This is a genomic window from uncultured Brachyspira sp. (genome assembly GCF_949287625.1).
Lineage (GTDB): Bacteria > Spirochaetota > Brachyspiria > Brachyspirales > Brachyspiraceae > Brachyspira.
On the sequence record NZ_CASEGO010000003.1, the window covers coordinates 20,768 to 42,006 of the forward strand.

18 protein-coding genes, 2 tRNA genes and 1 pseudogene are annotated in these 21,239 nt (G+C 28.4%); 19 read left to right on the plus strand and 2 right to left on the minus strand.

Going from position 1 to position 21,239, the window contains the following annotated elements; genetic code table 11:
- Positions 1-152: 152 nt before the first annotated feature.
- Positions 153-1,093, minus strand: a pseudogene (locus Q1X91_RS15590) (integrase core domain-containing protein).
- Positions 1,094-1,310: 217 nt separating this feature from the next.
- Here Q1X91_RS15590 and glmS point away from each other — a divergent pair.
- The 17 genes from glmS to Q1X91_RS01460 all read left to right on the plus strand — a co-directional run bounded on the left by glmS (position 1,311) and on the right by Q1X91_RS01460 (position 19,144).
- Positions 1,311-3,134, plus strand: coding sequence for a glutamine--fructose-6-phosphate transaminase (isomerizing) (gene glmS, locus Q1X91_RS01380; RefSeq protein WP_300752613.1), 1,824 nt, complete (start codon positions 1,311-1,313; stop codon positions 3,132-3,134).
- A gap of 588 nt (positions 3,135-3,722) precedes the next feature.
- Positions 3,723-5,066 (plus strand): hypothetical protein, encoded by a 1,344-nt coding sequence (locus tag Q1X91_RS01385; protein ID WP_300752615.1) that lies wholly within the window; start codon positions 3,723-3,725, stop codon positions 5,064-5,066.
- 92 nt (positions 5,067-5,158) lie between these two features.
- Positions 5,159-6,118 (plus strand): ABC transporter substrate-binding protein, encoded by a 960-nt coding sequence (locus Q1X91_RS01390; protein WP_300752617.1) that lies wholly within the window; start codon positions 5,159-5,161, stop codon positions 6,116-6,118.
- Positions 6,119-6,183: 65 nt separating this feature from the next.
- Positions 6,184-6,927 (plus strand): tRNA pseudouridine(38-40) synthase TruA, encoded by a 744-nt coding sequence (gene truA, locus Q1X91_RS01395; protein WP_300752619.1) that lies wholly within the window; start codon positions 6,184-6,186, stop codon positions 6,925-6,927.
- A gap of 64 nt (positions 6,928-6,991) precedes the next feature.
- Positions 6,992-7,074 (plus strand) — tRNA-Ser (locus Q1X91_RS01400).
- A gap of 33 nt (positions 7,075-7,107) precedes the next feature.
- Positions 7,108-7,180, plus strand: a tRNA-Arg gene (locus Q1X91_RS01405).
- A gap of 40 nt (positions 7,181-7,220) precedes the next feature.
- Positions 7,221-7,772, plus strand: coding sequence for an HAD family hydrolase (locus Q1X91_RS01410; RefSeq protein WP_300752621.1), 552 nt, complete (start codon positions 7,221-7,223; stop codon positions 7,770-7,772).
- Positions 7,750-8,319: an LPS export ABC transporter periplasmic protein LptC gene (lptC, locus tag Q1X91_RS01415; RefSeq protein ID WP_300752623.1), complete on the plus strand. Its 570-nt coding sequence runs from the start codon at positions 7,750-7,752 to the stop codon at positions 8,317-8,319. Before Q1X91_RS01410 ends, lptC begins: the two co-directional genes overlap by 23 nt.
- The gene (locus Q1X91_RS01420) at positions 8,303-9,646 is read left to right on the plus strand and encodes an LptA/OstA family protein (protein WP_300752625.1); all 1,344 of its coding nucleotides are present in this window, start codon (positions 8,303-8,305) and stop codon (positions 9,644-9,646) included. Before lptC ends, Q1X91_RS01420 begins: the two co-directional genes overlap by 17 nt.
- Complete coding sequence (locus Q1X91_RS01425) at positions 9,630-10,628, plus strand: hypothetical protein (RefSeq protein ID WP_300752627.1); 999 nt, start codon at positions 9,630-9,632, stop codon at positions 10,626-10,628. Before Q1X91_RS01420 ends, Q1X91_RS01425 begins: the two co-directional genes overlap by 17 nt.
- A 252-nt stretch (positions 10,629-10,880) precedes the next feature.
- The gene (locus tag Q1X91_RS01430) at positions 10,881-11,705 is read left to right on the plus strand and encodes a hypothetical protein (RefSeq protein ID WP_300752629.1); all 825 of its coding nucleotides are present in this window, start codon (positions 10,881-10,883) and stop codon (positions 11,703-11,705) included.
- 21 nt (positions 11,706-11,726) lie between these two features.
- On the plus strand, positions 11,727-13,511 hold the full coding sequence (locus tag Q1X91_RS01435; protein WP_300752631.1) for a hypothetical protein: 1,785 nt from the start codon (positions 11,727-11,729) through the stop codon (positions 13,509-13,511).
- 88 nt (positions 13,512-13,599) lie between these two features.
- Positions 13,600-15,735 carry a hypothetical protein gene (locus tag Q1X91_RS01440; protein ID WP_300752633.1) on the plus strand — a complete coding sequence of 712 codons (2,136 nt, stop codon included), beginning with the start codon at positions 13,600-13,602 and terminating at the stop codon, positions 15,733-15,735.
- A 125-nt stretch (positions 15,736-15,860) separates the two neighbouring features.
- Positions 15,861-16,241, plus strand: a complete 381-nt coding sequence (locus Q1X91_RS01445; protein WP_300752635.1) for a hypothetical protein — start codon at positions 15,861-15,863, stop codon at positions 16,239-16,241.
- A gap of 145 nt (positions 16,242-16,386) precedes the next feature.
- Complete coding sequence (locus tag Q1X91_RS01450; RefSeq protein WP_300752637.1) at positions 16,387-17,883, plus strand: hypothetical protein; 1,497 nt, start codon at positions 16,387-16,389, stop codon at positions 17,881-17,883.
- Positions 17,884-18,034: 151 nt separating this feature from the next.
- The gene (gene radC / locus Q1X91_RS01455; protein ID WP_300752638.1) at positions 18,035-18,718 is read left to right on the plus strand and encodes a RadC family protein; all 684 of its coding nucleotides are present in this window, start codon (positions 18,035-18,037) and stop codon (positions 18,716-18,718) included.
- Between the two features lie 3 nt (positions 18,719-18,721).
- Complete coding sequence (locus Q1X91_RS01460; RefSeq protein WP_300752639.1) at positions 18,722-19,144, plus strand: helix-turn-helix transcriptional regulator; 423 nt, start codon at positions 18,722-18,724, stop codon at positions 19,142-19,144.
- A 164-nt stretch (positions 19,145-19,308) separates the two neighbouring features.
- On the opposite strand, the gene Q1X91_RS01465 is transcribed toward Q1X91_RS01460, so the two are convergent.
- Complete coding sequence (locus Q1X91_RS01465) at positions 19,309-20,049, minus strand: DNA methyltransferase (RefSeq protein ID WP_013113354.1); 741 nt, start codon at positions 20,047-20,049, stop codon at positions 19,309-19,311.
- A gap of 147 nt (positions 20,050-20,196) precedes the next feature.
- Between Q1X91_RS01465 and Q1X91_RS01470 the strand changes: the two genes are divergently transcribed.
- Both Q1X91_RS01470 and Q1X91_RS01475 read left to right on the plus strand, forming a co-directional pair.
- Entirely contained in the window at positions 20,197-21,000 is an 804-nt protein-coding gene (locus Q1X91_RS01470) for a TM2 domain-containing protein (RefSeq protein WP_300752642.1), read from the plus strand.
- Positions 21,001-21,022: 22 nt separating this feature from the next.
- On the plus strand, positions 21,023-21,235 hold the full coding sequence (locus Q1X91_RS01475; RefSeq protein ID WP_300752644.1) for a hypothetical protein: 213 nt from the start codon (positions 21,023-21,025) through the stop codon (positions 21,233-21,235).
- Positions 21,236-21,239 lie beyond the last annotated feature (4 nt).

The window sequence follows — 21,239 nt, forward strand, 5'->3', positions numbered from 1 at the left end:
TTATGCCCTGCCTGATTAAAAATTTATTACTTATAATTTCGTAATAATAGAAATTTTAATTAACATAATTCTATACTAAATAAGTCTTTTTGTAAAGGTGCCATTATATTTATAGTATTACTCTAAATGCACAGGAGCCAGAGATATTGCATTTAATTATTCCTTATCTTTTTGAAGTAAACAAACGGTGTGTCATAATTTAAAGCTGAATGTATGCGTTTATAATTCCAATAATTATTATATTTTCTTAATTTTTGATTTGCCTTATCTAAAGTTAATTCTATCGTACAATAATCATAAAATTCTTTTTGATCTCGGTTATGTGTACTTTCCACAACACCATTGTACCAAGGACTAGCAATTGGGCTATAAACTCTTTTGATGTGTTTATTTTTACAAAAATTATCTAGCGGATGCTCTGTTTCAAAAAAATGTTTACGATAGGTGAATTCTGTACCATTATCAGTCTGTATACAATGAACTCTAAAAGGAAAATAGCCTATCATTCTTTTGATAAAATCTATTGTACTATCTGGTGTTTTTTCGCTATACAAATACCTAAAAGTTATTCTTGCACGAAGTGTGCCTTGGCAAGCTAAATCAACAGCAGTTAGCTGATAATAGCGTATCTCACCAAAAAAAGCATACGACGAAGTCCGCAGAGCGTTGTGTTTATTTGAACCTTTTCCCCTGCTTCTTTTATATAAAAAGCATGCTTTCCTTTATGTTTCTTTCTTATTTTCCTTTTTTTCTTTTGATACAAATTATATTCTTTTAATATAGTTTCAATGGCAGTAGTACCTATTTTTATATTTTCTTTTTCTAAGAATTTCTTTATTTTTGTTTTACCATATTTATATTTCTTTCGTATTTCAACAATTTTATTAATAATCTTTTTATTTTTTAATTTATGAGGAATATTTTTAGGTTTCCTGCTCTTATTTTCTATACTATCTGTTTCTTCTAATTTTTTCTTCCAATAGTAATAAGTTCTAATACTAATATTAAATTTTAAAGCCTGAACTTTTTTATTTTTAACTTTATTGATAATCTCTACTATCTTTTTTTTCTGATTTGTATTATATTGTTTCATAGGTATTCCTTTTTGTTTATTTGTGCTTATTTAAATTATAAGGAATACTTTCTTTTTTTAAACTAAAAGTGTGCAATATCTATAGCACTTAAACAATAGTATTACTCTAAACAGTATTGACTTTATTTTTTTATGCTTTAAAATATACGATTATCAAAAATGAGCTATTTTTAAAAAATAATGTTTTTGATAAAATTTATTATTTAGGGAATTTTTTATGTGCGGAATAGTTGGATATGTAGGACATAATGATAACGCTATTGATATATTAATGGAAGGGCTTTCATCTTTGGAGTATAGGGGATATGATTCTGCTGGCATATCTATAGTTGATTCAAAAAATGATATTATTACTTTTAAGGCTGAAGGAAAACTTGAGAATTTGAGACATATTGTTCAAGATAATATATCATCAAATATAGGAATAGGACATACTAGATGGGCAACGCATGGAGCACCTTCTGATATTAATGCCCACCCTCATTTTACAGAAAGGCTTTCTCTTGTTCATAACGGTATTATAGAAAATTATAAAGATATTAAAAAAGACTTAATAGCTAAAGGATATAAATTTCTTTCTGAAACTGATACTGAAGCAGCTGCAAATTTAATAGATTCATTATATGAAGGAGATCCTTTAACAGCTATAAAAAAAGCAGTTAACATAATAGAAGGGTCTTATGCTTTTGCTATAATATTTAAAGATGATATTAATAAAGTATATGCTGTAAGAAAGTCAGCCCCTTTAATAGCTGCATTGGGCCATAATGAAAACTTTTTAGCTTCCGATATACCAGCAATATTGAAATACACTAATAAATATATATTAATAGAAGAAAATAATATTGCCGTTTTAGAGAAAAATAAAATAACTATATATGATAAAAACTTAAAAGAAACTGACTATAAAATACTTGAGGCTAATTGGACTGTAGAGCAGGCAGAGAAATGCGGATATGATCATTTTATGCTTAAAGAAATTAATGAGCAGCCTAAAGCACTTCTTGATACTATAGAGCCTAGAATAGTTCAGGGTATTCCAGATTTTGAAAGAGACGGTATTACTGATAAAAATTTTTGGAAGTTTTTTGACAGAGTTTATATAGTAGGCTGCGGTACTTCTATGCATGCTGCTATGATAGGAAAAAGACTTATAGAAGATAATTGCAGAATACCTGTAGAATGCGAAATAGCTTCTGAGTTCAGATATAAAAATCCAATACTCACAGAAAAAACTTTATCAATATTTATATCACAGTCTGGAGAAACTGCTGATACTTTGGCGGCTTTGAATTTGGTTAAAGAAAAAGGATACAAAACTTTAGCTATAGTAAATGTTAATGGCTCTTCCATTGCTAGGAATGCTGATTATGTTATATACACTTATGCAGGACCTGAAATATCTGTAGCTTCAACAAAGGCTTATTCTGTACAAATGGCTGTAATGTACTTGATAACTTTTAAGATAATATTAGAGAGAAAAATAAAAGATGATGATTATATAAAACTTCTTATAAAAAATTTGCTTAATACTATAGACTCTATAAAAGATGTGCTTAATATGAGCAGTGCTATAAAAGATTTATGTATAGATTATAAAGAAGCTAGCAGTATATTTTTTATAGGCAGAGATTTGGATTATTATCAGGTTATGGAAGGGGCTTTAAAAATGAAAGAGATTAGCTATATTCACTGCGAGGCATATGCAGGAGGCGAGCTTAAACATGGTGCTATATCTCTTATAACTGATAATACTCCAGTTGTAGCATTAGCTATACAAGAGAAAATATTAAGTAAAATGATAAGCAATACAAAAGAGGTAATATCTAGGGGAGCTAATGTGCTTTTATTTGCCAAAGAAGGTATTGATATAGATAAAGATGCCTACAGAAAAATATTATATCTTCCTAAAGTAGAGGATATGTTTATGCCTATAGTTTCTATAGCAGCATTACAATTATTAGCCTATCATACTGCTGTTATGAGGGGATGTGATGTAGACAAGCCTAGAAATTTGGCTAAGAGTGTAACAGTTGAATAGTGTTTATATGTTTTAATTTAGTATATACCTAAACAACTATAGTTTGTCAATTTTTAGTTATTTGTAAATGTAATTATTATTTATAAATAGTATAAAGTATTATTAGTATTAATAAAATATGTTTTAAATGTATTGTAATGACTATATTTTAGTTAAAAAATGCAGTCCTTTTGCTTCTTTGGGTCACCAAAAGAAGTTGGGGTGTGGGGGCAAAGCCACCACAAACAATAAATTTAAAAAACTAACTTTTGACAAACTTAAAAATTTTTGGTATATACCTAAACAACTATAGTTTGTTAATTTTTAGTTGTTAATAAATGTAATTATAAGTTATAAATAACATAAAGCATTATTAGTTGTTAATAAAATAAGTTTTAAATGTAAAATAAATAATTTATTTTTTATAATAATAGGTAATCAACCGTATACCATTATGGTGTTCCTCACTTCGTTCGGTCGCGTTGACATTTGATAAGAATAAACAATACCGTGCAGGAAGGTGTAGCTGCTCGCTGTTGACAAACTTAAGAATTTTCAGTATATTAGTTATGATTATTCAATAATCGATTAGTTATAGGATTATAATAAATGAAAGAATTTTTTAAAAAAAATTATATAAAATTAATACTTGTATCTATAATTATTTTTTCATTTATTATGAATATTATATTATCTTTTTCTATAATTCCAATAAGAAGTACTTACGATGATTTTCAGCATTTTTATGATATGTACAGATGGTATGAAAAAAAATCATTACCTTTAACAAGCACTAGATTTGAATTATCTGATACTTATAAAGAAGAGTTTATAACTCCAAGAGTACCGGGCGGAGATTATTATATATTTTATATTTTATGTTATAAATTAGGTAATGAGAATGTATATACAGCTAAGATTATTAATTATTTTTTCAGTCTTTTTATAATATCATTGTTTTTATTTTGGCTTTATAAAAAATTAGGTTTATTTGTTTGTTCTTTTATGTCTCCTCTTATTTTACTTAATGGTTATTTAGTAAAAGCTATGACTAATTTTTGGAATCCTAATATATCATTAATTTTTAGTTTTATATTTTTTATTCTACTCTATGAATATATAGATAAAAAATCCAGTAAAAAAACAGTAATATCTTCTATATTTATTTTTCCAGTATTAGCTGTTGCGGCACAAGGTCATTTTGCTTCATTTTTCTCTGTTGTACCTACTATGATATTTTATTTAATTATAACTTATAAAAATACAATTAAATATTTGAAATATTGGATTTTAGGAGTTTTTTTGTCATTTTTAGAATATTTACCTTACTTAATATCAGAAATTAATAATGGATTTTATAATACTAAATTAATGTTTTTAAAAGGATCAGATACTGGAAGAATCATTATTGCAAAAATACAGGCATTATTTTTCTTTCCTACAAATGAAATGTCTTCTCATTATTTAAAAGGTTTTAATAATATTATAGGATTCTGGATTTCATCACCATCTTATATATACGGCTTGATATTTTTAATTCTTAATCTTGTGTTTTCTTTTTACTGTTTAATTAATATGTTTTATTTTGTATTTAATCTTAGGTATAAAGGAAAAACAGATAATGAAAACATATTTTTAGAGATATCAAAATTTTTTATTTTATCAATATTTATAACACTTTTATGTTTTTTTATCTTCAAATTTGGAGAGGGTTATTTTCATTATTTTTACGGACTTTTTGCTGTATGTTATGCTCCTATTATATTATTTTTTGTTCAGAAAGAAAATTTTATTATTAATACTAAGAAAATATTTTTTGGTTTATCTATTTTTTTGGTATTAAATGCAGCAGCTATGTTTGGAAGTATTGAAAGATATGTAGTAAAATTTGAAAAAGATTTGTCTGTGATACATAATAAAAATATAGAGCTTTTTTTGAATGAACATAAATAATTAATTTTTACATATGAATTTTATTTGACTTTATTATAGCTATATTATATTATACTAGTAATAGTAATCATGAATTTTAAGGAGATATAATAATGAAAAAGCTATTTATTATATTATTTGCAGGTATATTATTTCTTTCCTGCTCAAATAATTCATCTAATTCATCTTCAAATGGTGAAAAAATGTTTAAAATAGGCATACTCCAGTTAGTGGAGCATAATGCTTTGGATCAGGCCAATAAGGGTTTTGTAGACGGATTAAAAGAAGCAGGTTATGAAGACGGTAAAAATATTACTATAGATTATCAGAATGCTCAGGGTGAACAGGCAAACTGTATTACAATATCGCAAAAATTTGTTAATGATAAAGCAGATTTAATTCTTGCCATAGCAACACCTGCAGCACAGGCGGCAGCAAATACAACAAAAGATATACCTATACTTGTAACAGCAGTAACAGACCCAGCAGATTCAAAATTGGTTGATAATAATAATGTACCAGGAGGCAATGTTACTGGAACTTCAGACTTAACACCAGTAAAAGAACAAATGGATTTATTGAAAAAATTAGTTCCTTCAGTACAGAGGGTAGCATTTTTATATAATTCAAGCGAACAAAACTCTAAATTCCAAGTAGATATGGCAAAATTAAAAGCAGATGAAATGGGTATATCATATATAGATGCTACTATAACAAATCCTAATGATATACAGCAGGTAGTTCAAAGTTTGGTAGGAAAAGTAGATGCTATTTACGCTCCTACAGATAATATGGTAGCTGCTGGTATGGCTAATGTTATATCTATTACAGAACCTGCTAAAATACCAGTAATATGCGGAGAGGCTGGCATGCTTGAAGCCGGCGGACTTGCTACTTATGGTATAGATTATTATGAACTTGGAAAACTTACAGGAAGACAGGCAGTAAGAATATTAAAAGGTGAGGCTTTACCTGCTTCTATGCCTATAGAATATATACAAAATCCAGTATTAGAAGTAAATACTAATGCAGCACAAAAACTAGGTGTAACAATACCAGCTGATTTACAGTAAGATATTTAATTTTTATATAAAAAAGCCTGTATAAATATTATATGGGCTTTTTATTTTTGATATTTATGAATAATATAAAGATAACAATACAATATGACGGTACAGATTTTTACGGCTGGCAGATACAGCCGAATTTGAGAACAGTACAGGGAGAAATATATAAAGCTGTTCAAAAAATATATGGAGAAAAAATTACAATATACGGCTGCGGCAGAACTGATGCTGGTGTTCATGCTTTAGGTCAGGTAGCCAATTTTAGAGTTCCAAAGATGCTTGTACCTATTAACAAAGTTCATATAGCTTTGAATTCCTGTTTGGATAGAGATTTGAGGATAATAAAAGCTGAAGAAATGGACGATAATTTTAATGCAAGAGCTTCTGCAACATTCAGAGAGTATTTATATATAGTTCATAACAGCAGTACATCTTTTCCGTTTTATGAGCGGTATGCTTGGTTTTACAGAAAAAACATTATAGATGAAAAACTTATTAATGAATATGCAAAATATTTAATAGGCGAGCATAACTTTACATCATTTTGTTCTACAGAAGATGAAAATGACAGTAAGTTCAGATATTTAGAAAAAGTGAAAGCTGTAAGAAAGGGTGATACTATATATTTTATTATTAGAGGCAATGCTTTTTTACACAATATGGTAAGGATTATAGTAGGCACTTTGGTAGAAGGTCAGAAAAAAAAGATGCCTGTAAATTTCATAGAAGATATATTGAAAAGCGAAAACAGAACAGAAGCCTTTGTAACAGCCCCAGCACATGGACTTTATTTCAGACGAGCCTTTTTTAAATGATTTTTAATTATAAAAAGACTTGAAATAAATTTTATATATGTTATAATGTATAGCATATTTGTTTGGAGAGTTCGTTCAATTGGTAGAGCAGCGGTCTTGAAAACCGCCGGGCTAACACCCATGTGGGTTCGAGTCCCACACTCTCCGATTTTACTAGTACGAACAGCTTCTTTATTATAGGGGGCTTTAGCTCATCAGGATAGAGCAATGGTTTCCTAAACCGTGTGGGCAGGTTCGAGTCCTGTAAGCCCCAAATTGTTTATCCTAATTCTTAATAAAAAAGATTTTCTAAAATGACGTTCAGAGATTATATATCATATTTATTTAATATTAAAAAGCTAAAAAAAATTAAACTTCTAGTTTCAGATATAGACGGAGTTATGACTGACGGAAGGCTTGTATTTGATGATAATGGGGTAGAAAGTAAGTTTTTTCATACTCAGGACGGAATGGGCATAGTGATGGCATTAAAATCTGGTATAAAAATAGCTGTTATTTCTGGCAGCAGTTCTAATGCTATAAAGACTAGATTTGATAAGTTTAGCCGTCATGGTTTCGAAGATTTGATACTTGGAAAAGAGGAGAAAATGCCTGTTATTTTAACTTTAATTGAGAAATATGGTTTAAAAATAGAAGAGATAGCATATATAGGTGATGATTTGATAGATATTAAGGTTATGAAATATGTAGGTATGTCATTTGCTCCAAAAGATGCTGTAAATGAAGCTAAAAAGGCAGCAAATATAATCATTAATAAAAGAGGCGGATACGGTGCTGTGAGAGTTGTTATAGATATGATTCTCAAAGCTAAAGGTATTTATAATGAAGTTATTAAACAGTTTTAGTTTATATATTATTTTTATATTATTATGTGTTTCCTGCACAAATTTTAAAGATCTTGGTAAAGAATTTGAACAGAAAAATGATTTTGTTCCTCCGCCTGATATGGAGTTTTACGGCTTTAGAAGAGAAAATTATGATACAAATTTTAAGCAGCTAGACTCTTTTGCGACTAATGCTAAATTTTACAATAAGAAAAAACTTATAGAACTTTATGAAAGCAGAACATATACATACGATTCTAATCATACAGTAGCAGCAAGTATATCAGGCGAGTTTGTAAAAGTAAATCAAGATACTTTATATACAGAAATATATACTAATGTTATTGCCAAATCTTCAAATAATACAACACTTTATACAGAATATTTACAGTGGGATAATGATAAACAGAAGGTAAAAAGTCCAGTTTCTATACGTGTAGAGCAGGAAGATGGAAGCTGGCTTACTGGAAGCAGTATGGAAGCGGATATGGGACTTGAACATATTACAATATATAATGAAGTTGATGAAGGCGATGCTATAGGAGTACCTGTTGCTGAAGAAAAATAGACTATTTTTAACTATTTTTATGCTGTTTTTATCAGTATTATATTTAAATGCTCAGTCAAGAAGAAGTGCAGATAAGTTTACATTTAATAATAAAACAAAAGTCTTCCAATATACAGGCAATTCTAAAATGGAAGATTCATCAGCTATTATCACAAGTCATGTTATGACATTCTATCAGGAAACAGAGTTGGCAACATTCAGCGGCAGTGTTAGGCTTTTGAGTAAAACAAACGGATCTGCAATAACAGGCGGATATGCAAGCTATAATGGAAAAACAAGATATGCTTATGTAAAAAATAATCCTATATTAAGATCGCCTACAAATAATATGACAATAAGAAGTTCTTTTATGGAGCGTGATTTTAATACTCCTATAGCTAAGGCTATAAGTAATGTTCATTTAACACATATTGACAGAGAAAGCAAAAGAAAAACAGATGGTTATGCTGATAATTTGATTTATGATATGGATAAAGAAACAGCTGTATTAACTGGAAATCCTAGACTTTATCAAGGTTCTGATAGGCTTGAAGGTGAAATACTGGAATATAATGCCAAAACTGCTACGGCTAATGTTATGGGCAGAGGAAAAATATATGTTCTTCAGACTAATAATTATGTAAATACATCAGAAACAAATAAAAAAAAGAGTAATGTTAGTAATTATAACATTATAGTAGCCGACAGATTATTTTTGAATGAGTATGGCGGAAAGGATAATAATACACGTACTTTATACGCATATGGTAATGTTACAGCGTTTTTCTATGAAGAGAACATGATACTTAAAGGCGGATATATTGAATATGAAATAGATAATGAGCATGTGTATATGTATGAAGATCCTTCTGTAAGAATTCCAGATAGGGGAATTATAGCTTTTGGAGAGTGGATAGAATATAAAAAAGATGCTGAGTTTAAAGATGTTATATTTCATAATGATGTTGTGATGGTTGATTATGATGCTAACTTATCATTGGAAGGTGATTTGCTGCATTTAGATCCTGATACTAAGGTTGCAACAGTAAGCGGCAGTCCTAAGGCATATGTTGAAAATAGAAGTATTAGAATTACATCAGTTACTATGCAGATGTTTAATGATGAAGAAAAACTGCGTGCTAATGGAAATGTATATGTAGAAGGCAAAGATATGAACTCTCAAAGTGCTTGGGCTACTTACTTTGATAAGCAGAAATATTTAAGACTTTGGGGTGAAAATCCATACTTAAAGCAAAAGGAAAGTGTTGTAAGGGCAAGAGAGATAAAATATTATATAGATACTCAAAAGGTTGAGGCTATGGGTGTGAGCGGTGAAATACCTCAGTAATTTAGTCAATATTGTATATTTGTTTTTTATATTTTTATTTTTATTGCTATTTTTATCATGTCAAAATAGTACAGAGCCTCTTAATAAAGAAAAAACTTATACTGTGAACATAACTTATATAGAAGATGATGCATTAAACTCATTTTCTCCTAGAGATTTTCTTGATATTTTTGATGATGATCTTTCAAAACTCACATACGAAATTTTAGGCTATAATATAAAATATAATCTTAAAAATGGAATCACAGATGATGACTTTTATAGAGCTAATAGAAAAGTTATAAATGATAATGCTGATATATTTAAAAGAGATTTTATAGATATAAAAAATATAAATTATCATAAATTAGAAAATGATATATTATACTCGCTTTCTAATGAAACTAGGGCTAATATAAAAAAATTATTCGGATATGAATACAGCACTCCTTTAAAAACAATAGCTAAAAATATAGCACCCTCATATGTACAAAGCATACTTAATGTTTGGAATACACCTGTAAAAAATAGAAGTCAGTTATTAGACGGCAATAGGTTTATGCTCTATACGGCATTATATTGGAGAATAATGGCAGGAGAGTTTAAAGATTCTTCTATAGTGATAGTAAATATGCCATTAACTGCCAATTATTTATCAATGAGTGCAAAGTCAATTGCAGACGGAGGTTTTGTAGACAGGCTTGTACTTGAAAATAATAATATAAAACCTTGTAAATCTATATCTATAATAAGTACATATACATTTCTCCAGTCTAATGCTGATTATGAAACAATAAAAAAAATATTCTCTTATTATATAGTTCAGACTATGGCAATGATGTTTCCTAAATATGATGTCAGCGATGATAAACATTCTATAATGTCTGAAGTAAGCCGATTTGATTATGTTAATTGGTACAGCAATATAGTTAACTTTCAATTAAAAACTCCTTACAAAACAATTAAAGAGTATAGAGATAATATAAAAAATATAGTTCCATAAAAAATAGTATGAATTAACTATAATAAAATAAACATTATCTCGAAAATGTCTATAAAAAACAATACACAATAATAAAAATGTCGGTTATATTTGTATAAAATGTATGATTTTTGAGTGTGTCAATAAACATAATTATAAATTTGTTGTAAATTTATGTAAAAATAGTATTTACTTAGAAAAAATAAAATAGTAGAATGTAAGCATAAACATTTTTTATAATTTGTCGATTTTTATTAGTGGGAGAAAATTACTATGAAAAAAATATTTATTTACATTTTTATGGCAGCAAGTTTTTCAGTGGCGTATGGTTTTGATGAAGGTTTTATATGGGCATTAAAGGCTAACTTTAACGGCTCTGCTACAATGCCTTCAATAAGTGATGAAGATTTGAGTAAAATCGGTGCTGGTTATATGAAAGGCGGAGTTGGATATACTATGGACGGAGAGGCTGAACTTGGTTATTTATTTGGTTCTCAAAAATGGTTCGGAGGATTGGATCCTGCTAAATTCAGCGGTATGAGTGTATTTGGCTCTATAGGTGTGGGAAGCGGATTTGCCGGACAGGTTTCAGGTGCAACATATGAAGGTGTTACAGCAAATGCTTATATTAATGTTTCTTATACACCTGTAATAAGTTTCGGAGTTGGTACTAAAGCTTATTTCTTAGACAGCAGATTGGCATTAGGACTTCATATAGGAGGTAAATTGATAGCAGATGTATCACCTGAATATTTAGCTTACTTTGATATAGATATGCCTGGTTTCCCTGAAATAGGAGAGATAATAGTAACTGACTTTATGGTTAAAAATATGAATCCAGTAATGTTTAGTATAAAATTTATGCTAGAATACAATCAGCCTGTAAATGACAGAGTTGAAGTTATATTAGGTGCTTATACAAGATTTAATGTATATTCTCCAAAATATATTACTATGCCAGACAGTTTATTGAGTTTAATGAATTCTGCTTTAGAAAAAGAAGGAAAACCTGCATTTAATACTACAACACCTTTAAAATCTTATTATATAAACTCATTAGATTTTGGTCTTACTTTAGGTTTAGCATTTAAAGGATAATTATAAATTTAAGGAAATGATATGAAAAAGAGTTATTTATTGTTTTTATTGATTATATCTTTATTTATGATGTCTTGCGGTAACCATTTCTTTAATCCTAGATATTATTATAACAAAAGTTCATCATCATCATCTTCTTCTTCAGACGGCTTAACTATTGAAGAAGCTGAGCCTCCTGCAGAAATACCTGTAGATGAAGATCCTTTTAAAATTAATTCGGATTATAATAATCCTAATTACGGAGGATATGATGCTAGTAAATTTGATTCTTGGCTATTTAAAGCAAGTTTCAGAGATGATAAACTTCCTGTATATAATTTCTTTGATGATTCTTCAAGATCTTGGATAGCAGGCGGTGCAGATTGGAATAATGTAGCTGCTAGTTTTTATAAAGCAAATGATGGTGAGAATCAGGCATCTGGTTATAGTATAAGTTCTATGAGTATATATAAATATGATAAAGATAATCCTCTTTATGATGATAATGGTTATTTACCCGGTAGAATGGATAGATTCCGTTTCTATTCTATACAAGGTAAAGCAGTTATTATAGATCTTAAACAGTATTTGATAGCTGTAGATACTTATTCTAAGTTTGTATTTGCTTTCGGTGCTATAACAGGCACAGAAAAAGCTATAAATGGAGATTTAGTTCCTACCAAATTTGAGGCTATAGAATATTATGCAGATAAAAAACACTTCTATGAATATGACCCTATAGGTTATGTTGATAGTACAGGTACTGTAATATTCTATCAGCATTATGAAACTGAATTTGTGGCAAACCCTACAGGATATTCTCCTAAACAGCATGGTTATGATAATTATGCAGAGCATAATAAATTAAAACCAGGTAAATCTCCTTATGTACCTCTAAATAGCAATACAGAAGCAAGCGAAGAGGATAGAAAAACATACGAAGAAGATATAAAAAATTATGTTAATGAATATAAATATCGTAACTATGTAGGTTATCAGAAATCTCCTACAGGTGAAAAAGACCAGATAGATTTGGCATCATGGAAAAAAGCAGGATATTCAGGACTTAGCTTAACATTATATACTTATAAATTAACTGATGGAGGAAATACTTTAACAGTTACTACTAAAGAATTCAATAGTACTTCATCATCTAGTTCTAAGAAATATAAATTAAGTATGGTAAATACAGCATATAAGGCTACTTATATAAATGAAACTGATACATCAGATACTTTGTCTGTATCTATAGTAAAAAATGATAACGGAGAGAATACTATATCTGTAAGCGGTACAGTATTAGATAAAAATTTCCAAGACTACGGACCTATATTTGTAGACAGAGCTAAAAATACTACATTTAAATATAATGGATCTTTTGATTTATCAGTATTTAGCACATTTGTTGACACTGGAGCTACTCATGCTACAATTAGAGATTTGACCTTTATATTTAATGAAGATGGTACAGAGTTTACAATGACATATTATCGTAAACATATCTATCTGTTTGTTCCTGGTTCTGAAGAATATAAAGAGCAAAAATTTAGACTAGCCAGATTTGATTCTGATGCTGAAAATACTTGGACAGCTAAATATGAATGTACAACAGAAACAGGTACTTTAGGTAATTATGTCAGAGTTGTATTTAGAAAAGGAGATTATAGTAGTACAACTAATCCTGGACCTGATGAGATAGGTGATATCATACGTATGAGTATGACATTGCATCCTGTAGAAGGTGTTTGGGAAATACCTTTAATAGGAGAAATTCCAGATGACCCTACATCAAATTTGGGACTTGATTTAGTGGCTACTAGAGAGTAAATTACTAAGTTAGTATATTTATAAAAATTAAGCGGAGAGAATTAAAAAAACTCTCTCCGCTTTATAATTTTATATGGGGAGATTTTTTATGAAAAAGAATTATTTCTTGTTATTATTGATAATATCTTTATTTATGATGTCATGCGGTAACCATTTCTTTAATCCTAGATATTATTATAACAAAAGTTCGTCAACTACTGAATTAGAAGAAGGAACTCCTGCCGATGTAGAGTTAGGAATATCAGAAGTTCCTGCTGACCAAGACCCATTTTTAAATGGTCAGTGGAATTCTATTGATTATGAATTTGACGGAAATAAAATACTAGAATTTTTATTTGCTGCAAGTTTTGATAACAATAATGTACCTGTATACTCGTTCTTTAAAGATGGTACACAGTGGGAAGTATCGGATGCACTAACAGCGGAGAAAAAATATAATGCTAAAGACGGAGCTAATAAAGCACAGGGATATAGTATAAGCAGTGCTACTTTTTATAGATATGATTATAAAAACCCATTGATTGCACCTGAAAATTCATATAACCAGTCTGACAGAATGAAAAGATTTGTATTCTATAGACTTGTGGGTAATGCAGTAATTGTTCCTTTAAATAACTATTTGATAGCAGTAGATACATACTCAAAATTGGTATTTGCCTATGGTAAAATAACCAAAACAGGAAGTACTATGGGACAGGCATACCCTACAGCTTTTGAGGCAGTAGAGCTTCATGGAGATAAAAGACCTTTCTATGAATATGACCCTATAGGTTTTATGTCTTATGATGCTTCCGCAGATTCTTTAAAATTAACTTTATATAGAGAATATCAGAATGAGATGGCTAGAGATGCTAATGCTTATTTTCCTCAGATACATGATGCAAGCAGAGAAATAGCAGGTTATGTTGATGCCAATAGTGCAGGAAGATCTCCATACTATATGGTTAATCTTGCCGATATAGATCCTCAAACTATAATAGATCAGTTTAAAGGAAAAACTTATGGTATAAGAGACAGATTAACTTTATATACATATAAGTTTTCTGAAGATGGAAAAACTCTTACTGTAACAAAAGATCATTTTTATGATGGTTCTACTCAAAATACTTATAGATGTACAGAAGAAGTTTTGGGGGCTACATCATTGAAATATGGAGAGCTAACTATAACAGGACTTGGTACTTATGATAAAATAAAAGACGGCACTAGAGAATATATTCTTGATTATCAAGATAATGGTCCGGCATTTGTTGATAGAGTAGCAGGAAAAACATATAAAGCAAAAGATGGAACTTATGAATATAAGTTTAATTCTACAGGCACAAGTTTAGATTACTATGATAAAGATGGTTATGTAAGAACTTATACATTTGCCGAGCAGGATGCAAGCGATAGAGCAGTATATAAAGAAACTACTTCAAGATATTGGGGGTTGAGATTGGCAGATGATGAAAGTGAAAATATAAAAGACGGTGTTCTTTATTGGTCTGGAAGTCCTTGGGCATCTCCTGGAACAACACCTACTCAGGGAGTAACTTCAACACCTGGATATTATAAAGTTAATATTATATCAGGTGGTTTTGTAGATAATGTTAAAGGTAAAACATATAAATATAGAGATTATTCTGAGTATAGAACAGATAGTCCTTTGCCAGTTGATTATGTTATAACAGGAAAAAGTTTAACATTATATATTTATGAGTTTACAGCTAATGGACAGACACTTAATATAACAGAACAAGTTTATGGAAAAAATACTACAACTACAAGTTATAATATAGTTTCTTCTTCAGATAAAGAGGCAGTATACGAAAATAATGGTGTTAAAGTTAATGTAAGTATAGTAAATGACAATAATCGTTTATATAGAGATGGAAAAGAGGTTGGAGATGTTTCATTTATAGATCATGGTCCATTATTCCCAGATAGAGTAAGAGGAGCAGTATTTAAAAATGGTAAAACAGTTTATACATTTAGTGAAGATGGAACATCATTTACTTTAGATTATGAAGATGGCGATAAGCACAATTTCAAATTGGCTCGTTTTGATAACCAAATTGAAAACAATAATACAGCTATATATCATGATTTAGATTATTGGACACAGTTAACTCCTTATAAGAGAGCAAAACTTGTAAATGATAATACTATAGTATCTTCATTACTTGGAGGAAAGATAGATATGGTAGGAGATGCTGGAGATTATAAGGCTTACAGACAATAATTAAAAAATTATATTGAAATTAAGCGGGGAGAATAAAACTCTCTCCGCTTTTTATTAAAAATTACTATTTACAAAAATTATATTTTTTATATAATATATACTATATAATGTTAGGATAAATAAAAATGCTTAAAAAAATTATTTTATTATTTATATCTTTATTCATACTTTCATGTACTTCTTCTTTGGGAAGTTCTGGAATGAAGTTTAAAGATAGAGAGGGTGTTTATCAAAGTAATGATGAAAATATTATAATAACTGTTTCTAAGTATGATAAACAGAATCTTACTGTCAATATTTATAATGTTAATGGATTAGGTGTTATCAATGATACTTATGATATTACTCCTACAGTAACTACAGGAAATTTTACTCTTAAGTCTAAAATTAATACTTCTTATACTTATGTTATTAATTTCTATGGAAATAGCAGTTTAGCTTTTAGCGTTAGAGATGGTGTAAGCTACAAAATATCAGAGACTGAATTAAAGAATTCAACTAAATAAAAATAATAATATTATATTTATAGGCAGGGTAATAAAAAATATTTACTTTTGCCTATTTTTTTTAAATAAATTTTATATATTGTTTACTTAATTTATTTTATTAGTATAATTATATTCATAAAAACTATTTATGAGAACTTATACTATGAAAAATACCATATTTGTTATTTTATCAATGTTTTTAGCAGGATTATTATTAAATACTTGCAATAGCCATTTTAATCCTAGATATTATTATCAGGAAATGTCAAGATCAAGCAGCAGCAGCGGAGATACAGAAGAGCCTGATATAGGAGGAGAAAATATTGTAAGTGATGCAGAAGATCCTTTTAAAACTGGGGAATGGAATAAAGCAGATTATAGAGGTTTTACTCTTGACCTTGATGCAGAATATGTAATAGCTGCCTCTTTCGGACTTAAAAATGAACCTACATATATGCTTATTAAAGATGGTGCTTGGAAGGCAGGCGACTTGTCAAAAAATGAATACTATTATGATGGTACAAATACTAAGGCAGCTGGTTTTGTTGTTAATAAAGTAAAATATTATATGTATAAAAATATGAATCCCACTTTCTCATCTACTAGTGCCTACAATAAAAGCGATAGACTTAAAAGATTTTGGTTTTACAGATTTACTGGTACTGCAGGTCTTGATACAGATAATTATTTAATAGCGATAGATACATATTCGAAATTAGTATTTGCATTTGCCATTCCTACGAAGTGGAAATCTATATTAGGAATACCTGCTCCTATGGAATGGGGGGCTGTAGAACTTGGATGGGAAGCTAGTGCTGATAGTGCCACTTTAAATGAACAGGTAAAATTTGCTGTTGACGGGCTTACATATTTTTATGAATATGACCCTGTAGGTATAGTTCATTCTGACGGCACTATAGAGATATATCCTTGGTGTACTTTATCTATAGCCAATGACAATAGTTATGCTCCTAGATTAGACGGAAGTCCTACTGATTTAACTAGAAAAGTTGCTGATTATAATTTTGCAGGACGATCTCCTTATCTGCCTATAAAAATAGTGGAAAAAAATAAAATAGCTTTGCAGGTTCAGGATTTGCAGATACAAAATATTAGTGCTCAAAGTTTTGTTGATAAACTTTCTGGTAAAGATGAATATACAAATTATGCAGGGTTCAGCTATGATATAAGACTTGGATATAACTTAAATACAGACCCCGCTGATTTTAATACAGTTGCTTCAAAAGATAAGCCTAGTTTGTTCTTTGATTCTTTAACAACTGTAAATGTCGGAGAAACTAAAAGCCTGATTTCTACAGCATATACTCTTGATATACAGTATGAGGATGCAGATAATGTTTATTTTTATTTAGATGCTTCTCTTACAATGTATGATAGAACTTATAAAATACCTCAAATTGTTAATGATACTGTTTTAATAGAACAAGAAAAACCTTTGATAAAATTCAGATATGATAAAGCTCAAAGTGCTTTTGTGTTTGATTCTGTTACTGGAGAGGTAAATACAGTTTCTTATACTCAGAATTTTACTCTAAAAAAGGGTGAAGTTAAACAATTTGAGATTACAATACAAAATCCTTCAATCGGTGCTAATGATACAGATGGAAGTATAAAGTTAATATACACTTTAACTTATTAAATTGCATGATTTTTTTATAATAATATTAAGTTTTTTTAAAAAATTATAAAAAGTAAAGTATATACTGTTTATTTTCTTTAATAAATGGCTTATTTTTAAAAAAAAATTTGTTTAACTATAGGCTATACTATAATTTATTAAGGAAGTATTTATGTATAATGATTTTTATAATAATAACCTGCAATTTAGTAATGCCGATTTAGTAGACGAAAAACAAATATTAGCCTCTATTATATCAAACGGCATATCTTTGGACAGGGCAAATACTATAGTAGATAAGTTATATTACAGCTTTTATAATTTATATAATATAGTTAATGCTTCAGATAAGGAGCTTTTGAAAGTAAAGGGGCTCAATGAAAAAAAGATAAAACTTATAAAGAGTATACCTTCTATTTTGGAATACTATTTATTAAGCAGTTTAAAAGCTAATACTCCTGATTTTAAAAAAAGAGATTTGATAAATTATTTGATAATAAAATTAGGAAAATTAAAATTTGAAACTTTTTCTATTGTTTGTTTGGATGTGAATAAAAAATTTATATCAATAGAGCATATTTTTAGAGGCACTATAGATTCAGCTACTATATATCCTAGAGATTTAGTAGAGAAATCATTATCTTTGGGGGCAAGTTATGTAATAGCATCTCATAATCACCCATCAGGTATAGCAAAGCCTTCTAAAGAGGATATTAATATAACGAATGTACTGTATAAAGCATTTAAAATGGTTGATATAAAAATGCTGGATCATATTATAATTGCCGCTAATTCTTATTACAGTTTCAGAGAAGATGGAATGTTTGATAAATATAAAAATGGTGCGGAGGTTTGATTAATGCTTACTACTAATTTGAAAAAACCTTTCTACAATAATATAGTCAGCGACAGTAAAATAGAAGAAGATGATAAAAATAATGAAAGACCTATTGATGATGAAGAGTTAATATCATCTGTTGGTAAAAATATACGTGCTATAAGAAAGTCTCAAATGAAAACTATATCAGAAATAGCAGAAATATCTGAAATATCATCAAAATATTTACAGAGCGTTGAAGTTGGAAAAAGAAATATATCAATAACAAATCTCAATAAAATAGCAAAAACTTTAAATGTACCTATTGCCGTATTTTTCAGTTATGATCATATTGAGAAAACTAAGAAACTTTTATGTATAGCAAATAAGCTTAAAAATTATTCTATAATACAGTTATCAAATATAGATACTATTATAAAGGATTTAAAAGATATTACAGATTGATTTTTTTTATGTATTAGATATATGCAATGATTTTTGCATATATCTAATATAAATCTATTAAAATATAGTATTTGCAGCATATACATAAAAAGTTTAGAAATTATAATTGTTTAGGTATTTATTAAATAAAAATAGTTTGTAAGAATTATATTAATACAAAAAAATTATAAATTCCTTAAATGAACTTTGCCGTTATTATCTATAGTTTTATTTCCTTTTTTATACATTATAAAAAGATAATTAAAACCTCTTAAATAAAAATTATTTTCTATAGCTGCTATATGATAATTGCCCTTATTTAAAGTTTTATTATGGCGTACAACAGACACTATATCTATAGGCATAAAGTATTTACTCATAATTTCAAATAATTTAAATCCTATAGGCATAAAAGGAAATCCTTTTTCATAGGAATCAGAAACATATAAAGCCATATATCTGTCTTTTCTCATTATTCTAAATATTTCACTTATAACTTTTTCCATAGCCTCATAATATTCATTTTCTTTTGCAGTTAATTTTCCTATACAGTTTTTTTCATCAGAATAATTTATATGCGTACTGTATGGCGGATCTATAAATACAAAATCAGCTTTTTCATCTTCTATAGGTATTTTTCTAGCATCAGCTTTAAAAATATCCTTTCTCTGCAATGCTTTTGGGTTTATATCATATCCTAAAGCACGTCTGTTTAATTCACGGGCTACATCAATAGTTGTGCCGCTTCCAGCCATTGGATCTACCACTAAATCTTTTTCTTTTGTGTATCTGTTTAGAAGATTCCATATTATATATGAAGGAGTAGCTCCTATATAGTGTTTATGCTTTTCTTCTTCGCTTTTTAAATATTGCTGAGATGGATAGTCCCATAATGTTGTACTTTGTAATTCTAGCTTTTTTTTCATATTTTACTATTCGCTTATTATAAATTTAGTGTATATACTATAATAAAACATATTTATTAACAAGCATTAAATAAAAATTACTTGTTAAAAAAATACTTTAATATATTATATAACTGTAATTATTAATTAAATAGGATTTTTATATAAATGAAAACAAGATTTAAAGCTATAATATGTTCTGCCTTATCTTTGTTTTTGGGCGGTATAGGAATACAGAAATTTTATTTAGGACAGTATAAGAGAGGCGTTTTTTATGTTATATTCTTTTTTACGGGTATTCCTTATTTGCTATGTGTTGTAGATTTGCTTAGATTTATATTTATGAGCGATGATGCATTTAATATTAAATATAACAGCAGTTATTTTACAGAGGAATATTCAAATAATAATGATAAATACTCTTACACTAATGAATTAGATTCAGATAAAGAGAGCGAAGTTTATGCAAATAGATTTGATAATGCTGTTGAAGCCCAGTACAGCTATGTTGATGATGATATAGAAAAAAATACTGAAAAAAATAATTATAATACAGAAGATGAATTAATATCTAAAGCACTTGAGTATCATAGTTCAATTAATGAATGCCTAAAATCAATAACTGATTATGAGTTTGCATCTAATATAAGACAATTAAATAGTTTGTTTATGGGTATTATAGATAAGGCAAAAAATTCTGAAGATAAAAGTATATCGAGAAAAGAACTTAATAAAATGCTTGAATATAATATACCTACAATATTAAAACTTATTAATTCATATATAGACTTATCATATTCAAAAACATTAAATAGTAATAATAATATAATACATGATATTAAAGATTCTGTTTCAGCAGTTATAGAGTATCTAAAAAAGGTTTCGGAAAATATACAAAAAGACGATATTATGGATATTACAAGCGATATAGATGTTTTAAAAAGCACATTAAGAAAAGGCGGTTATATTTAATTAATAATAGGAGTATAAAAAAGTGGATAGCGACGGCGTATATAAAAGAGTAGATATTAATAAGGTTATAAAACATATCAGAGAAAATAACAGTGAAATTACAGAGAGTAAGGCACAGGAAATAGCTTATATTATGATAAAAGAGCTTAATAAAAGAGTTTCTTCTATGGTTAAAGACTTTGAGAATGGGGAAGGAGATTTTATGGCTTGCTACTTTGATGCTATTGATAATTAAATAA